General features: G+C 68.7%; 14 protein-coding genes and 3 pseudogenes. 9 read left to right on the plus strand and 8 right to left on the minus strand.

Annotation, left to right across the window (positions count from 1 at the left end):
* Positions 1-81 precede the first annotated feature (81 nt).
* Both ACPT94_RS26295 and ACPT94_RS26300 read left to right on the plus strand, forming a co-directional pair.
* Entirely contained in the window at positions 82-1,581 is a 1,500-nt protein-coding gene (locus ACPT94_RS26295; RefSeq protein ID WP_425246973.1) for a S1 RNA-binding domain-containing protein, read from the plus strand.
* Between the two features lie 445 nt (positions 1,582-2,026).
* Complete coding sequence (locus tag ACPT94_RS26300; protein WP_425246974.1) at positions 2,027-3,562, plus strand: carboxylesterase/lipase family protein; 1,536 nt, start codon at positions 2,027-2,029, stop codon at positions 3,560-3,562.
* 166 nt (positions 3,563-3,728) lie between these two features.
* Here ACPT94_RS26300 and ACPT94_RS26305 read toward each other — a convergent pair whose 3' ends face one another.
* Positions 3,729-4,247: a CGNR zinc finger domain-containing protein gene (locus ACPT94_RS26305; protein ID WP_360352310.1), complete on the minus strand. Its 519-nt coding sequence runs from the start codon at positions 4,245-4,247 to the stop codon at positions 3,729-3,731.
* 37 nt (positions 4,248-4,284) lie between these two features.
* Between ACPT94_RS26305 and ACPT94_RS26310 the strand changes: the two genes are divergently transcribed.
* The 4 genes and pseudogenes from ACPT94_RS26310 to ACPT94_RS42125 all read left to right on the plus strand — a co-directional run.
* A complete protein-coding gene (locus tag ACPT94_RS26310) occupies positions 4,285-4,965 on the plus strand; it encodes a hypothetical protein (protein ID WP_360352313.1) in 681 nt (226 codons plus the stop codon).
* Between the two features lie 350 nt (positions 4,966-5,315).
* Complete coding sequence (locus ACPT94_RS26315) at positions 5,316-5,831, plus strand: GNAT family N-acetyltransferase (protein WP_425246975.1); 516 nt, start codon at positions 5,316-5,318, stop codon at positions 5,829-5,831.
* 83 nt (positions 5,832-5,914) lie between these two features.
* Positions 5,915-6,364, plus strand: a pseudogene (locus ACPT94_RS26320) (transposase); the annotation flags it as partial.
* Between the two features lie 568 nt (positions 6,365-6,932).
* A pseudogene (locus tag ACPT94_RS42125) lies at positions 6,933-7,025 on the plus strand (integrase); the annotation flags it as partial.
* A 14-nt stretch (positions 7,026-7,039) separates the two neighbouring features.
* On the opposite strand, the gene ACPT94_RS26325 reads toward ACPT94_RS42125, so the two are convergent.
* Complete coding sequence (locus tag ACPT94_RS26325; RefSeq protein ID WP_360351775.1) at positions 7,040-7,657, minus strand: TetR-like C-terminal domain-containing protein; 618 nt, start codon at positions 7,655-7,657, stop codon at positions 7,040-7,042.
* Positions 7,658-7,725: 68 nt separating this feature from the next.
* Here ACPT94_RS26325 and ACPT94_RS26330 point away from each other — a divergent pair, with 68 nt between their 5' ends.
* Positions 7,726-9,060 carry an alpha/beta fold hydrolase gene (locus ACPT94_RS26330; RefSeq protein WP_360351778.1) on the plus strand — a complete coding sequence of 445 codons (1,335 nt, stop codon included), beginning with the start codon at positions 7,726-7,728 and terminating at the stop codon, positions 9,058-9,060.
* Positions 9,061-9,234: 174 nt separating this feature from the next.
* Here ACPT94_RS26330 and ACPT94_RS26335 read toward each other — a convergent pair whose 3' ends face one another.
* Positions 9,235-10,062, minus strand: coding sequence for an NAD(P)H-binding protein (locus ACPT94_RS26335; RefSeq protein WP_425246976.1), 828 nt, complete (start codon positions 10,060-10,062; stop codon positions 9,235-9,237).
* A gap of 93 nt (positions 10,063-10,155) precedes the next feature.
* Between ACPT94_RS26335 and ACPT94_RS26340 the strand changes: the two genes are divergently transcribed.
* Positions 10,156-10,560: a winged helix-turn-helix transcriptional regulator gene (locus ACPT94_RS26340; protein ID WP_360351784.1), complete on the plus strand. Its 405-nt coding sequence runs from the start codon at positions 10,156-10,158 to the stop codon at positions 10,558-10,560.
* Here ACPT94_RS26340 and ACPT94_RS26345 read toward each other — a convergent pair.
* The 5 genes and pseudogenes from ACPT94_RS26345 to ACPT94_RS26365 all read right to left on the minus strand — a co-directional run.
* Positions 10,521-10,763 (minus strand): annotated as a pseudogene (locus tag ACPT94_RS26345) (hypothetical protein); the annotation flags it as partial. The gene ACPT94_RS26340 and the pseudogene ACPT94_RS26345 overlap by 40 nt on opposite strands.
* A 740-nt stretch (positions 10,764-11,503) precedes the next feature.
* On the minus strand, positions 11,504-12,397 hold the full coding sequence (locus ACPT94_RS26350) for a phosphorothioated DNA-binding restriction endonuclease (RefSeq protein ID WP_360351787.1): 894 nt from the start codon (positions 12,395-12,397) through the stop codon (positions 11,504-11,506).
* A gap of 131 nt (positions 12,398-12,528) precedes the next feature.
* Positions 12,529-12,915: a hypothetical protein gene (locus tag ACPT94_RS26355; RefSeq protein WP_425246977.1), complete on the minus strand. Its 387-nt coding sequence runs from the start codon at positions 12,913-12,915 to the stop codon at positions 12,529-12,531.
* Positions 12,909-13,037, minus strand: a complete 129-nt coding sequence (locus tag ACPT94_RS26360) for a hypothetical protein (RefSeq protein WP_425246978.1) — start codon at positions 13,035-13,037, stop codon at positions 12,909-12,911. Before ACPT94_RS26360 ends, ACPT94_RS26355 begins: the two co-directional genes overlap by 7 nt.
* Before the next feature lie 309 nt (positions 13,038-13,346).
* Complete coding sequence (locus ACPT94_RS26365) at positions 13,347-14,045, minus strand: helix-turn-helix transcriptional regulator (RefSeq protein ID WP_360351809.1); 699 nt, start codon at positions 14,043-14,045, stop codon at positions 13,347-13,349.
* Positions 14,046-14,129: 84 nt separating this feature from the next.
* Here ACPT94_RS26365 and ACPT94_RS26370 point away from each other — a divergent pair, with 84 nt between their 5' ends.
* The gene (locus tag ACPT94_RS26370; protein ID WP_360351792.1) at positions 14,130-14,567 is read left to right on the plus strand and encodes a hypothetical protein; all 438 of its coding nucleotides are present in this window, start codon (positions 14,130-14,132) and stop codon (positions 14,565-14,567) included.
* The last annotated feature ends 48 nt before the right edge of the window (positions 14,568-14,615 follow it).

Genomic DNA, 14,615 nt, shown 5'->3' on the forward strand with positions numbered 1-14,615 from the left:
TGCGCTGACCCATCCCGCCGCGCGCTCCCGGTCACGAGATCGACCGCTGAGCACGCATTGTCAACACCGAGGGACCCAAAAGTGCCACATTTCGTCTACCGGATCACCAAGTACGACCCCGCCGATCGCGACGAGCACGGCCACTACATCGGCTTGGAGGAACCGACCAGCGACCACGGGGCCGTGGAAGAGGCCTACCTGCAGGCTGTCGCTGCCTTCGCCGCGGGCGCAGGGATCGACCGCCTGGCCATCCGTGAGCCGCAGATCGCAGGCGTCGCCCACTTCGGACTGGAGCCGGCCATGGAAGGCCACGGCCTGGGCGGGCTTTTCCCATCCGATCTCAGCGGATTCCACGACGGCGCGGAGATCTCCCTCTCCGTCGGTCTGGAGTTGGTGCGCGCCATGCTCCGTGGCAACGGTGCCTGGTGCCGTCTGGAAGCCGAGGACACGTTCGCCGTGCACGTCGGCTGGGACCAGTACCTCTACGTCAGTGGCGACAAGCTCTGCGAGAGCGCCCTTGCACACACCCGGGCACTCGGGCTCTTCCCGGAACGATTGCAGGCATCACCCTACGAGGCGGACTTCGACGAGCCCGGCGTACAGCGACCCGCCGATGAGGACTTCTGGGCCCGTTTGCGCTGGTCCGTCGCGACGCGGCAGGCGGTCGTGTTGGAGGAGGGGTACGTCGACAGCGCCTCCCGCTGGCACCGCCTCACGGAGAACACCCTCGACGCGGTACGGGCCAAGCTCACCCCCCGTGCCAAGTTGACCGTCTGGCCGGACCTGTCCGCCGACGTCGACACAGTTCTCGCCACGCTCCCCGCCGAAGGCCCGGTGGAGCTCGTCTGGGAGGACGGCAATGGCGTTGTCACCAGCACGATCGCCGACGAGACCGAGTACCGGGCACTCGCCGTGCAGGTGGCGGGCGCTCGGGCCGCTGTCGCCCTGCCTTTGGACGTCGACTCGCGTCACCCGCTGTTCACCGCTGTGCTGCCCGACAGTGACGGCGTTCTGCGGGCCCGGTGGCGGACCGAGCAGACTCCCAGCGACCGGAACTGGGCCTTTCTGAAGACTCTCCGCCGCGGGCAGATCGTCACCGGCGTGGTCACGGCGATCGCCGACTTCGGTGTCACTTTCGTGGACATCGGCGGCTTCACCGCAATGATCAACATTCCGGAGCTGTCCTGGAGGCCCATCGATCACCCGACCGACGTCGTCACCGTCGGCCAGGAGATCTCGGCCAGAGTCCTCGACGTCGACATGGTGAGAGAGCGTGTGCCGCTGTCCTTGAAGGCACTGCAGGCGGACCCGATGCCGCAGCTCATGCAGCAGGTCGGCCAGGTTGTGACCGGTGTCGTGACCAAGCTTGTGCTGTTCGGCGCCTTCGTCCGTGTCGAAGACCGAGAGGATGGCTTCGAAGGACTCGTACACAACACCGAGCTGGCCGAGGAACCCGTTGCCAACCCCGAGGACGTGATCCGCGTCGGCGACCTTCTCACCGTGAAGATTCTCGACGTCGACCCCACACGACGACGCATCACTCTCTCCCACCTGCCGGCTCTCGCGCACGGAGGGCCTTGACCAAGCCAAGGTCATCGGCTCCGCGACATGACCGGCCAAGCCGACTCGACGACCGCCGTCGGGTTCGTGGTACGCCGCAGGGATGCCTGCAGAGAGGGTGATAACTCAGCAGCCGCACGTACTTGGAGGTCATGCGGGTCTGTCAAGCACATCTTTCTGGCGGGCTGGTGCTTCTTGCCCATGCGTCGCACCGCACGGGCGGCAGCCCCCGCGTCCGCCCTCGCATCGGGCGCGTCTTCGAGCGACACGCCGTGGTGCACGGACATCCCTCACCCGACCTCTGCCTCGGCCCGGCGAGCCAGGCGGAACAGGACCCGGGCGTACACGAGGGTCGCTGCCGTGATGATCAGCCGTAAATCGCTGGCGCGGCATCCGACCGCGGTGGATGATCCGCAGGGTCCGGGGCCCCTGCGAGCCCTCTCCGCCTGCCCGACGGGAAGTCGTGATGACCGTTGCCGAGTCCGAGCCATCCGGGTCCCGGCCCGAAGTCCGTGCGGCGACCGGGAAGCTGCGCGGTAGCCGGGAGGCAGGCGTGGCGGTCTTTCGTGGCATCCCGTTCGCCGAGCCCCCGGTCGGCGCGTTGCGCTATGCCGCGCCGCGACGGGTGGGGGGCTGGAGCGGGGTGCGGGAGGCCGTCTCGTACGGGCCACCGCCCCCGCAGGGCGGGCATTTCGGCATGGACGCGCTGTCGCAGGATGCCGGCGACAACTGGCTGACGGTCAACGTCTGGTCGCCCGAACCCGACCCGGGCGCGGGGCTGCCGGTGATGGTGTGGATCCAGGGCGGCGCCTACGTGGTCGGCATGTCCGGCCTCCCCGAGTACGACGGTGGCCGGCTCGCGCGGGACAACGGCGTCGTCGTGGTGACGTTCAACTATCGCGTGGGCATCGAGGGCTTTGCGCAGATCGAGGGGGCTCCTGCCAACCGGGGTCTGCTCGACCAGGTCGCCGCTCTCGAGTGGGTGCGCGACAACATCCGGGCCTTCGGCGGCGACCCTGACCGGGTCACGATTTTCGGCCAGTCAGCGGGTGGAGGATCGGTCGCCGCGCTGCTGGCGATGGACAGTGCGGCAGGGCTCTTTCGCCGGGCCGTCGCGCAGAGTGTGCCGGGCACGTTCTTCTCGCCGGAGCTTGCCGCGGACATCACTGCCGCCTGCGCCGCCGAGCTGGGGCTGCAGCCCACGGTGTCCGACCTGTCCGGTGTTGCTCCGCACCAGCTGTCCGCCGCTGCTGACGCGGTCGGCGCCAAGATGGGCCAGTGGGCGCAACGCTGGGGCCGGCCCGCGCACAGAACGATCCCCTTCTCGCCCGTCGTCGACGGCGAGGTCCTGGCCGTCACACCGTGGCAGGCCCTGACCGATGGCGCCGGCCGCGACATCGACCTCCTCGTCGGCCACACCCGCGACGAGCAGCGCCTGTTCACCGCCCTCAACGGTCTTCTCGGTGAGGTGAGCGAGGAGCAGGCGGTGAACGCCCTCCATGTCTTCGCACCTGGCCCGGACGGCGCGCGCCGCTACCGCGACGCCTTCCCGGCGGCGGGCGCGGGCGAGTTGTACGAACTGGTCCATTCCGACTGGCTGTTCCGCATGCCCTCGCTCCACCTCGCCGAGGCCCAGACGGCTGCCGACGGCCGCGCGTATGTCTACGAGCTGGCCTGGCCGGCCCCGGGCATGGGCGGCGCTCTCGGCGCCTGCCACGGCCTCGACGTACCACTCGTGTTCGGCAATCTGGACCGCGGCCAGCCTGCCATGCTGATAGGCGAAGCACCCTCCCCGGAAGCAGAGGCCCTGTCCGCCCGGATGCGCGCCGCATGGGCCGGGTTCGCCGCCCACGGCGATCCCGGCTGGCCCGCGTACGACACCGATGAACGTCTCGTTCAGCGCTTCGACAGCCGGTCGGCTGTCACCGCCTACCCGGAAGAGCCCTCCCGTCTGATTTGGCAGAACCACACCTTCCCCGTGCTGCCGCTGATCAGCCGGTAGCGCCAACCACCCCGGCCGGAAGGGGCTACTGGTTCTGTCCGAGTGAGGACTCCAGGAATGCGTTGGTAACGGCACCGAGGGCGCACACCCGGGGGTGTCATAGCCCGCGTCATGCAACGCATCCTCGCCCTGACCGCCGCGATCTTGGACCAATCGAAGGCACTCCCTAGGAGTTCTTCGCCGCGCGGGCCCGATGGGCTGCGACTGTCGTCCGGCTCGCGCACGCGTTGGAGCAGAACCGCCGCGTGCGGTTGCGTGACTGGTCCACGAAGTAGTTCCCGCACCCGACCGCGGCGCACCGTCCCAGGGTCACCGCCGGATCCCCGGCTACGACCAGGGCGAACTTGGCGGCGATCTGCTGGCCGACCCAGCGCTTGGCCGGGGCGCCGTTGCGGCTGAAGTGGATGTGCCAGCCGCCGAGGCCGTCATGGTCGGACAGGTGCATCTCCGGCGGATAGTCGCGCAGCAGGCGGTGTACGGCGTCGGGGGCGGTGCCGTCGACCAGCTGCGCCAGGGCCGTGCGTACGAGCTCGGGAAGGTCGCCGTAGTCACCCTCCGGCGGCGGGACGATTTCGTGTTCTGCGAAGAACGCGGCGACCAGTTCGCCGTGTTGGTCGAGGGTTCCGGTATTGGCCAGCTCGACGGCCAGCCGCGTCACGTTCCCGATGTAGTCACCGTATTGCACTTGACCCCCTACATGGCCCCTTCGTACTGTAGGCGCCATGATATCCAACGACGCCTACATGGCCAGTCGTCTGCATCTGCTCGGGGAGTGGGACGCCGCGCTCGCCGTCCTGGGCCCGGACGCCGCGCCGGAACTGCGCGCGGAGATCGCCGTCGACCGGTGGTTCTTCCGGATGCAAAATCACGCGGAGGCCGAGAAGGCGGTAGCGGCACTTGATCCCGCGTCACCGATCGCACAGTTGCTCACCGGACGGCTTGCCTACAGCCGCCTGCTGTTCCGGCGCGACACCCGCGCCGACGACCGCGCCGCGGCTGAGGCCGCCTACCGCGCGGCGGCCGAGGACGGCGACGAGATACTGAGCGCCTGGGCCGAGTACCACTGGGCCGTCCTGCTGGACAACATCGACGAAGATGCGGTCGGCGCTCTCCCCCGGTACGAGACGGCGCTCGAGGTCGCGACGAAGTCCGGCGACGGGCTCTTCGAGTCCTACATCATCCGCCACCTCGCGCCGCACAAGGAGCCCGCGGAGCGGCTGGCGATGCTGCGCCGCTCGCTCCATCTGCGCGCCGCGCTCGGCGCCCGCCCGCAGACGATCGCCGCGCAGGCGCTGCTGGCCGAGTACCTCCCCGAAGGTGACCCCGAGCGCGCCGAGCTCCTGCGGATCTTCCGCCCGGGGGCGGAAGAACTGCATATCGCCTGGCTCCTGTTCGAGGACTGAGGCGCCGAGCGCCGGGCCCAGGACGGAGCGCGCCGGGGCCGGCCCGAGGCCCCGGCCGCGTTGCCGCATCCCCGTCTCCCGCACCGACTCAGGGCGATGGCAATACGGGCCTCACGGCCCCCCGGCCGCCACTCGGCCCGCGCAGCAGCGCTTGCGCACTGGTCGTACGGGCAGCCCTTGATGTCTCACAGCGAAGGGAGCTGTTCAGGTTGGGCAAGAGCAACTTCGGCAGGAGGAACGCGGCGGCCCCGGAGCCGTCAGTGTCCACGCACTTCACGGGTTCGCCTCCGGCGCCACCGCGGTTTCGGCCGGCCGGTTCCGGCGACGCCGATGCCATCGCACGGCTGCAGGTGGCCAATTGGCGCTGCCACTACCGCGGCGCGTTCTCCGACACGTTCCTGGACGGCGATCTGGTGGCCGAGTGGCGCACCGCCTGGTCCTCGCGTCTGTCCAGCCCGTGCGGCACCTCGACGGTCCTGGCGGAGGACGACGCCGGGCTCGCGGGACTCGTCCATGTCGTCTTCGACGAGGACGGCCGCTGGGGCAGCCTCATCGACGGCCTGCACGTCAGCCCGCGCCGCCATCGCACCGGACTCGGCACCGAACTGCTGTCCCGCGCCGCCGAGGCCGTCGCCGAACGCGCGCGTGGCGGCGCGCTGTACCTGTGGGTGCTCGAGCAGAATACGGCGGCTCAGGAGTTCTACCTGGCCCTGGGAGGCACCTGCGTGGAACGGGCCGCGGTGGCGGCCCCCGGCGGAGTCTCGTCCCGGCTCACCGGTTCCCCCGCCAAGCTCCGCTTCACCTGGCCCGACGCCACGGTGCTCGCCCGGCCGGAGGCGCGGCGGGGTCAACCGAACCCGGCCTGACGGAACGAACCCGCCGCCCGCCCGCCACCGACACGCGACGCGGAAGTGCCCTGCTTGGAGGGAGTGCCTTCAATTGATCTTGAATGGTGGATCGTGGTCGGGTGATACGTCGCCATGAACTGTCGGGCGCTGAGTGGGAGTTCGGTCGGCCGCTGCTGCCTGTGTCGTTGCGGGGCAGGAAACGGCTGGACGACCGGACCGTGCTGAACGGAATGGTGTGGAAGTTCCGTACCGGTTCGGCCCGGCGGGACGTGCCCGAGCGATACGGGGCGGACGCGGTCGGCGAGATCGACTGGCTGGGGTCGGTCGGCTCCACCGTCGTGCGCGCCCACCAGCACGCCGTCGGGGCCCGAAAAAAAAGGGGGGCCTGCAGCCGAGCGCTTGGACGCTCCCGGGGCGGTCTGACCAGCAAGATGCATCTCGCCTGCGACTCCGTCGGCCGGCCGTTGGCGTTCACCCTCACGGGCGGGAACACCAACGACTGCACCCAGTTCACCGCTGTGATGGAGGCGATCCGGGTGCCCCGCCTGGGCCCGGCGTCGGCATCGCTACCCGATACGACAAGACCGCCGAGTCCTACCAGGCAGCCGTCATCCTCGCATCACTGCTGATGTGGGCGTGACGATTGAAGACACGACCTGGAAGAGTCGTGTAGGTGTCTCCCACGAGGAAGACGGGAGAGCCGCCGTCCGGCGGTACGTGCAGAGCGGGCAGGGACACTGGCAGTCTTTCTGATCGGCATGGCATTTCGCACGCCACAACGGATCTTCCCGCGGTCCGGTTCAAGGCGTGCCGGTGCGAACGGCCGCCGTGCTGTGCGGGGGCACGCCCCGTGCCGGGCGTATCTGATGCGGATCAAGAAACCCGCCTCGCCGCCCACGGCTGACTGGGGACGGGGGCTACGGGCCTCACCGGCACGGCCGGACGGTGCGCTGTCCGACCAAGACCAATCTCAGCGGCCTTCCTGCGCCCCAAAACTCACACCCGCACGCTTACGGTGCCGTCCCAGAGGTCATGCCCCGTGCCGCGGGGCCGGCTTCGACTCGGTCGGCGTACACCTGGTCGGCCTTCCGTCCGGCCGGCGAGATCCCGGTGCATCAAGAACTCCGCAAGGTTTCGCTCGGCACCTGTGGGCGACCCTACGGAACCGCCTGCGAGCACGAGCACGCCTGCATCCATTGCCCCGTCCTCCAGAGACTCGGATCCTGTCAAGGAGCGAGTTCGGCTTGGCGGAGGCTGCGGAACACCTCGGGGGTCGTCCATCCGCGCAGCGTGGCGTGAATCGTCGATCGGAATGCGGCCTCGGCCGTGGCGGCGTCGAGGGCCCCAGCCAGCTCGAGAGCCACAAGTCCGTGCATGGTTGCCCAGATCGACAGGGCGATGGACGTTGCTTCGCCGGCGAGGACGGACGCGTTCAAGGCGCGATCGATCGCCGCGAGGAGCGGATGGATCGGGTCACTGGCACCGACCTCCCCCGACGGATCGAAGGACTGCACACCACCGAACAGCACGGTGTACAGGTGGCTGTGTCCGCGCCCCCAACGACGGTAGGCGACGGCCAGCGCATGGAGGTCGGCGAGAGGGTCCGTGGAGGTCTGCACCGCCGACACGTCCTGGAACAGGCCGGCGACGGCTCTGTCGCGCACCGCAGCGATCAACTCGTCCTTACCGCCGAACAAGGAGTACACCGCCGTCGTCGACGTCTCGGCAGCAGCGGCCACGGCGCGGACCGTTACCGACTCCTGCGGATGGGTGGCGAGCATCTCGGTCGCGCACACCACAAGCCGCTCTTTGACAGCGTCGTCGTTTGTCCTAGGCCTACCCACGACCAGCAGCCTACCGTCTCTGATAACGTCGTTTTGAAACAGTGTTCTGAAACTGTCGGAGGTCTGCCGTGCCCACGCCCGCCATACGTCTCGTCCGCTGCACCGCACGCTTACTGCTTGCCCTGGCCGCCGTTGCGACGCTGGTCGTCGTCTTTCTCGCACTGATCGCCCTCACAGACGGGGCAGGCTCCGGGCTCGCCGCATGGTTGACGACCCTCGGAGCCGGCGTTGTCCTCGCGATGTGGCGGGGTCGGCGCCACACCTGGCCGACGCGGCTCGTGCCGTTCCTGCCGGTGGTTGTCGCGGCGGCGATAACGGCGACGGTCTGCATCCCGACCGTGCCGACGGCCCGGCGGTACCCCCCGGCCCTGCCGTTCGTGGCCACGCAGTACTGGAGCCTGGCCACAGGCAGCCGGGTCGCGGTGTATCACTACCCGCCCGCAAACCCCGGCACCCGGCATCCCATCCCGCTCGTGTACCTCAACGGCGGGCCAGTCCGTGGCATCTCTGTGCTCGACCACCGCTTCCTGCAACTCCTGGCACGCCAGGGCTACGACGTCTACGCCTACGAACAGGCCGGCGGCGGGCGCAGCGACCTGCTTCCCATGGGCCAGTACACGATCTCCAGGTCGGTCCGTGACCTCGCCGCCTTCGTCGACCGCCTGGACAAGGGCAAGGTCGACATCGTCGGATTCTCCTCAGGCGGGGTGGTGCTCACACGAGCCCTGGCCGACCCGAGCGTCGCTGCGCGCTTGCACAGGGCGATCATCGCCGAGCCCGGCCCCATGGACGGGCCCACGGCGAGCATCACCGGGCACAAGGGCCGAAAATCCGCACGGGGCCTCGCGCCGGCCATGACCGGACCGCGATCGACGCACGTCCCCCGGTACGCCGTGGCATTCGGCCTCATGCGACTGGGACTCCTCACCTCCGAGACCGGGCTGATCGGACAGGCCGAAGGCGACAACGCCTTCACCGCCGCAGACCTCGGCAGCGACACCGCATCCGCCTACTGCGCGCGCGACGCACACCGCATCCCCGCCGAGGACACCGCAGAGAACTTCTCCTTCAGCCCCGCCGCCAGCCTCCGCGTCCAGCAGACGGTCAAGGACTCGCCCTCCATCGCACCGCAGTTGAGGCAGTCCCGGATCCCCGCGATGCTGATGATCGCCGAGTGCTCCTCCCAGGTCCGCCAATGGGCGACCGCCATCCTTGCCAATGGACCCGCCGTCCAGCGCACGCAGTACATGCCCGGCGTCGGACACCACATGTGGAACGGCTTGGACGACAACAACGACCGAGCCGCCGCGGTCATCACGGCGTTCCTTCAGGACAAGCCGGCGCCCTTGCCCAACTACCCGACCCGCGACGAGATCCCTGCCTTCCTGCGCGACAACAAATGAAGACGTCGCAGCCGTCACCAGCACGGCGGGCGAACCCTCGAAGCCGCCCGGCCCTGCGCCTGGTACAGCCAAGGACGACCTCTTGTACCGACAACAGAAATCGTTGACGGGCTTCGGAGGCAGGTGGCGCTACTGGGTCGGGTCCGATGACGGGTCACGTTCGTCGGCTGCGGGTCACTGGAAGGCTGCGATGTTGAGTGTCGCCCACTGGGCGAAGGTGCGGGGCGGGCGGCCCAGGAGCAGTTCGACGTCCGGGCTGACCCGCCGCAGACCGGCTGGCGGTGCACCGAGGATGTCGAGCGTGTGTTCCACGACCGGCTCGGGCATGAACCGCACCATCGCTGCCTTGGCCTCGGACCGGGTCTGCTCGACGAACCGCACCGGCTCGCCCAGCGCGTCTCCGATCGCGGCGGCCTGCTCCCGGGGTGAGATCGCAACCGGCCCGGTCAGCTCGTAGACGTTGCCGGCATGGGCGGCATCCCGCAGCGCCGCGGCGGCGACCTGGGCGATATCGGCTGGGTCGATGGTCGGCAGCGCGACATCACCGAACGGAGCCATCACCGTCCGTTGCCCGCGCACCGTATCCGCCCACTGCAGCGTGTTGGAATGGAAGCTCCCCGGCCGCAGGATGGTCCAATCCAGGCCCGACTGCGTGACGGCGTCCTCCAACGCGGAGGTGTGCACTCCGGCGCTGACACCCTGCGAGGACAGCAGGACGATGCGTTGGACGCCGGCGGTGCCGATGACCTCGACGACGTCGTTGAGGTTGCCGCCGGCGGCCATGAAGTCGCCGGATGTCAGCAGGAACAGCGTCTCAGCTCCGTCGAGGACGGGCTTCAGGCTCTTGGGTTCGGTCAGGTCGGCCTGATGATGTCGTACCCCCGCCGACGGTTGTGTCATCGAGATCCGCCGGGAGACTGCCGTCACCTGCTCACCCGCTGCGAGGAGCGCCCGCACCAGCGGCCGCCCGACATTACCCCCTGCGCCGGTCACCACGATCATGTTCTCTCCCTTCCGAGTTTCTGGTGCACGGCGAAGCTACTATCGCGAGGCCAGTAGGTACCTAGAGGAAAGTAATGGGCGAAAGGGGTCGATGTGACGGAGAGCACAGCTCAAGACGGCCGGATTGAGGTCTCGCCGAACAATGCCTGCCCGATCGCTCCGGTGGTCGACATCGTCTTCAGCCGCTGGACCACGCCGATCCTGTGGACGCTCAACGAGTACGGACGACAGCGATTCGTGGAGCTGGAACGCCGGATCGCCACCATCACGCCCAAGGTGCTGACCCAGCGACTGCGGCAGTTGGAGCGCGATGGACTCGTCCTGCGCGCCTATCACCCCGAGGTCCCGCCACGGGTGGAATACGAGATCAGCGAACTTGGCCGCAGTCTGGCGCCGTTGTTCGCGGCCCTCGCCGAGTGGTCGCCCAACCTGGACAACGTCGAACAAGCCCGCCGGGCCTACGACGCAAGGGAACGGACCGGTAGCCGCTCCACCTGACGACGGGACACGCTGTTCAACCGCCTCCAGCAGATCAGTGCACATCCCAGGATGAGGAAGGCTTCGTGGACGTCGTCGGGCGCATCTCCCATCGGATCCGCAGACGGCGGAACCAGTGCAGGTGCGCCAGCGGGCACTCCACGACCCAGGCGGGTGCCCAGGCCGGAGCCGTGCAAGCTACCGCGGCGGGAGATCAGTGGCTTCACGCCGAGAGCCCGGACCAGGCGGCGTTCTGCTTGGTCATGGCGGTGCCTTGCCAGTTCAGGTTGGTTCGTTCTGGACCGAGGTGATTGCTTGTCAGCAGAACCGGTTGTAGTGACGAACCGGCTTCGCCTGCAAGCTGATGGCGATGCACGGCCGGGGAGGGCGCTACCGGCTGGGGCGCTTGCTGCGTCTGCCTGCTGGACAGCAAGACCCTCAGTGCGGTGGTGGTATGGAGCGGGAACAGCTGTCGCCGACCACCGCTGGTCGCGCTGTTGCGCTGCTGGACAGATGGCCTTGATCACTCTTCCCCGACGCAACGCGATTTCGTAGGGTCCGAACATTCGAGACTGACTCTGGGGGGAGTGTGGCTGTTCATGCGGTGCGGAGTCGGGTCCTGCGCGTGATCCGCGGCGTTGGTTCGTTCTTGAAAGAGCTCCTGGGCGAGCTTCTCGGAGAAGCAGCGCTGACGGTGGTCGCCTGCCTTGCCGTGGCGGGTCTGGCTCTGGCGTTTGTCTGGGGATGGGAGCGCAGTTCGCTCGTCACGGGGGGTGTTGGTGGTGCCCTGCTGGCCTTCCTTGGCTATGGCGGCTGGGAGCTGCTTCGTTCCCCCAAGCCAGGACGGAGCGGCCGACTGGCTGGCGTAGCGGCCGCTACGTTTGCCGTAGCAGCGCTACTCATCGCCTACGCCTGGTCCTGCAATTGCTTCTGAGCGGAAACAAGCCTGACAACGGCAGATCCATCAGGCCGCGGTGGCGGGGCGTGGAGTGCCGTGGAAGACCTGGCTGATATGCCAGGCGAGGTGGTCCGCCGCGACACGGCGTGCGCCCGGTTGCGGGCCGACCAGCGGGCGGCCCGCGAGTGCTATGACGTGCTCGCGGGCGGCGGGGCTGTGACCGACGAAGCGCTGGGAGACCAGGATGCGGTGGCCGTCGTCGACGCCGAGGACGCCCTTGTCGAAGAGCTTGTGGTGCAGTGGGCACAGGCACAGCCCGTTGTCGACGTCGTCCGGGCCGCCGAACGCCCACCAGCGCACATGCGCGGCCTCCAGACCGACCGGAACGGCGCCGATTCTGCCGTCGTAGCCGCAGAACGCACACTGGTACTCGTAAGCGGTCAGCACCAGCTCGCGCATGCGCCGGTCCCGCTGCCTCCGCACAGTCGTCAGCCGCTCGTTCTCCATCGGCTCCAGGTCCAAGCCCACGGCTTCACACAACTCGCCGTGGAGCGAGGGCGGAAAGTGAAGATCGAGCAGTAACCGCGCTATACGGCCCAGCAGTTGGGGTTCGCGTCGCAGAGAAACTCTCAGCTCTGGTGCGAGCCGGCCGGTGGCACCCGTCGCCCGGAGATCTCGTACTCCGCTTCCTGGACTCCCGTGCCCGCGGTCGGTACGCACCTCCCACACACCGTCACTGACGAGATGGTGGAACGGGTAGGCAGGCGTCGTCTTGTTCGGCGGCCCGTACTCGGTCAGCAGCCGCTGCAGTTCCTCCTCCACCGCGCTGTATCGCAGCTCGCTGTCGGCGTCCTGCTGGAACCGGCTGAGCGCGTACAGGAACAGCAGCGGCTTGTGCGGGGCGCGCGTTCCGCTCCTGGCCCACTGTCGGAGCTTCGCGGCGCGCTCGAGCCAGTCCATGACTGGTGATCGTAGTGAGGTTCTGCTGGGCATGGGGGAGGCCCCAGCAAAAACCGAGGGTCGGGCGGTCACGGCCTCGCGCAGGAGCCAATCGCAGCGACGTTCGCGGAGCCGGCCGGAGAAGAGATGCGTCACGCCGGGAGAGCGGCGAACGAGGCGTTGGGGACGATGAACTCCCTGCCGGTGTACCTCTCCCGTACGGACTGCCGGGCGGCGGGCTTGCACACGAACGGGTTGGCGTAGGTGTTGTAGCCGAGCCCGGCGCCGGTGTTGACGAAGCTGGCGTCCTGGCACTGGTACAGCGCGCCCTCCAGGGCCGCGGCATCCCTGGGGCCGCGGTAGCGGGACTGGAAGTTGGCGAAGCACGTCTTGCATTCGCCGCCCTCGTAGGGGGACGGCCCGGCGGCGGCCGGCGCACCGAGGAAGGAGCGATTGCAGCCGATGGCCGCTGAAGGGGCCGCTCCCCGAAGCAACTCGTTACGCCGGCAGCCGGTCACCTTCTGGAACGCGTTCACCACGTCCTCGTCCCTGCGAGCCGGGAGTAGGCGACGACGAGGTCCACCAGGGTCGCGAGGGGGTACGCCGACCTCTCGCCGAACTGCTCGTCGAGCAGGCGGAACCACGTCTCGAAGCTCGGCATCAGGCTCGGACGCCCGGCGGAAGGGTGTGGACGGCGAGGTCCGTCGGGGTGGACCAGCTGTCCAGCCCCGGGTACCCGACGCTGCCCCGAGGCGACAGATGTGGCCGCCGCGGCTGCGGCGAGGGCCACCTCTTGCTCATCCCGCGCGGGCCACTTCGGGAACGTCGCAGTGGGGCCGGTCGTCTCCGCCACCGTCCGGATTGCGTGCAGGTCAGCGCTCTGCGACGCATGGTCGGTGAGTGATGCGGCGACGTACGTGACGTTCTCCCCGTGTGATGGGAATGGGGCTGCAGGGCGGCGAGTGTTGCGTCAGGAATCCGCGGTCGTCGGCGGGGAGGAAGCCGGCTCCAGGCGGACGCAGCAGTGACCGGGAGTGGGCGCTGGGCACGCCTGGAGCGTGGTTTCGTGGAGCCCTTCCAGTAGGCCGCTGAGCAGGTGGAGGTTCATGCCGCACACCGTCCGGGTGTGTTCGCGGGCGAGCGCGTGGAAGGGGCAGTTGCCCAGGACGATGGCGTCATCGTCGTAGCGGGGTTCGAACCCGTTGCTTTCCAGCAGGGCAAAGACACCTGCCTGCTCATGTCCGAGCTGTCTGCCCAGCTCGTGGGCCTTTCGGTGCAGGGCGGTCCGCACCGGTTCGCCGGTGGCCTCGGATTCCTCCAGCGCCTGGGCCAGGAGCCGTCCGGCCAGGTCGTAGTGCCGCTCGGGCAGGCTGACGGAGACCTGTTTGGTGGAGCGCTTGTAGAGCTTGGCCGGTCTGCCGGCTCCCGGCCCGGTGCGCCCGCTGCGCCGCTCGTAGACGACGTCCAGCAGTGATTCGTCTGCCAGGCGGTCCAGGTGGAAGGCCGCGGTCTGGCGCGCGAGGCCGAGTGCGGCGGCGGCTTCGTCGCGGCTGACCGGTCCAGGCCGGCGCACGACGTGGTCGTACAGCCTCCTGCGGGTCGGCTCGTCGAGAGCGGCGACGGCGGAGATGTCGGAGTGGGGTGCTTCTTTCGGGTGGTCCACGAGCATCAGTGTAAAAGCCACAGCCATTGACTAAAGAAGGTTTGGGGGCTTCTATGGTTAGTGAGAGTTGTCAATAGAAAGAAGGGCGTCATGTCGTCCGCAACCTCAACCACCACGTCCGCCGGCTCCCGGCACCGTGTGCTCGCCGACCCCGGCTACCAGGCGTTCGTCATCCTGCGTACGGGGTTCACCGTGGCGCCGATCCTGTTCGGGCTGGACAAATTCACCAACCTGCTCGTGGACTGGCCCACCTACCTGGCGCCGTGGATCAACGACGTCGTTCCCGGCAGCGCTCAGGCCGCCATGTACGCCGTGGGCGTCATCGAGATCGCGGCGGGCCTCGTCGTCGCCCTGGTCCCGCGCTTCGGCGGCTGGCTGGTGGCCGGATGGCTGGCCGGCATCATCGTCAACCTGCTGACCATCCCCGGGTACTACGACATCGCGCTGCGCGACTTCGGCCTCCTGCTCGCCGCGGTGGCCCTCGCCCGGCTCGCCCAGCGCTACCACGGCACGCGGCAACCACACTGACAGAGGCGGGTGAGCGCCAGGGGGGACCCGCCTCACACGTGCGCGATG

This window comes from Streptomyces aurantiaciflavus, from assembly GCF_049808595.1.
In the GTDB taxonomy this organism is placed as follows: Bacteria; Actinomycetota; Actinomycetes; order Streptomycetales; family Streptomycetaceae; genus Streptomyces.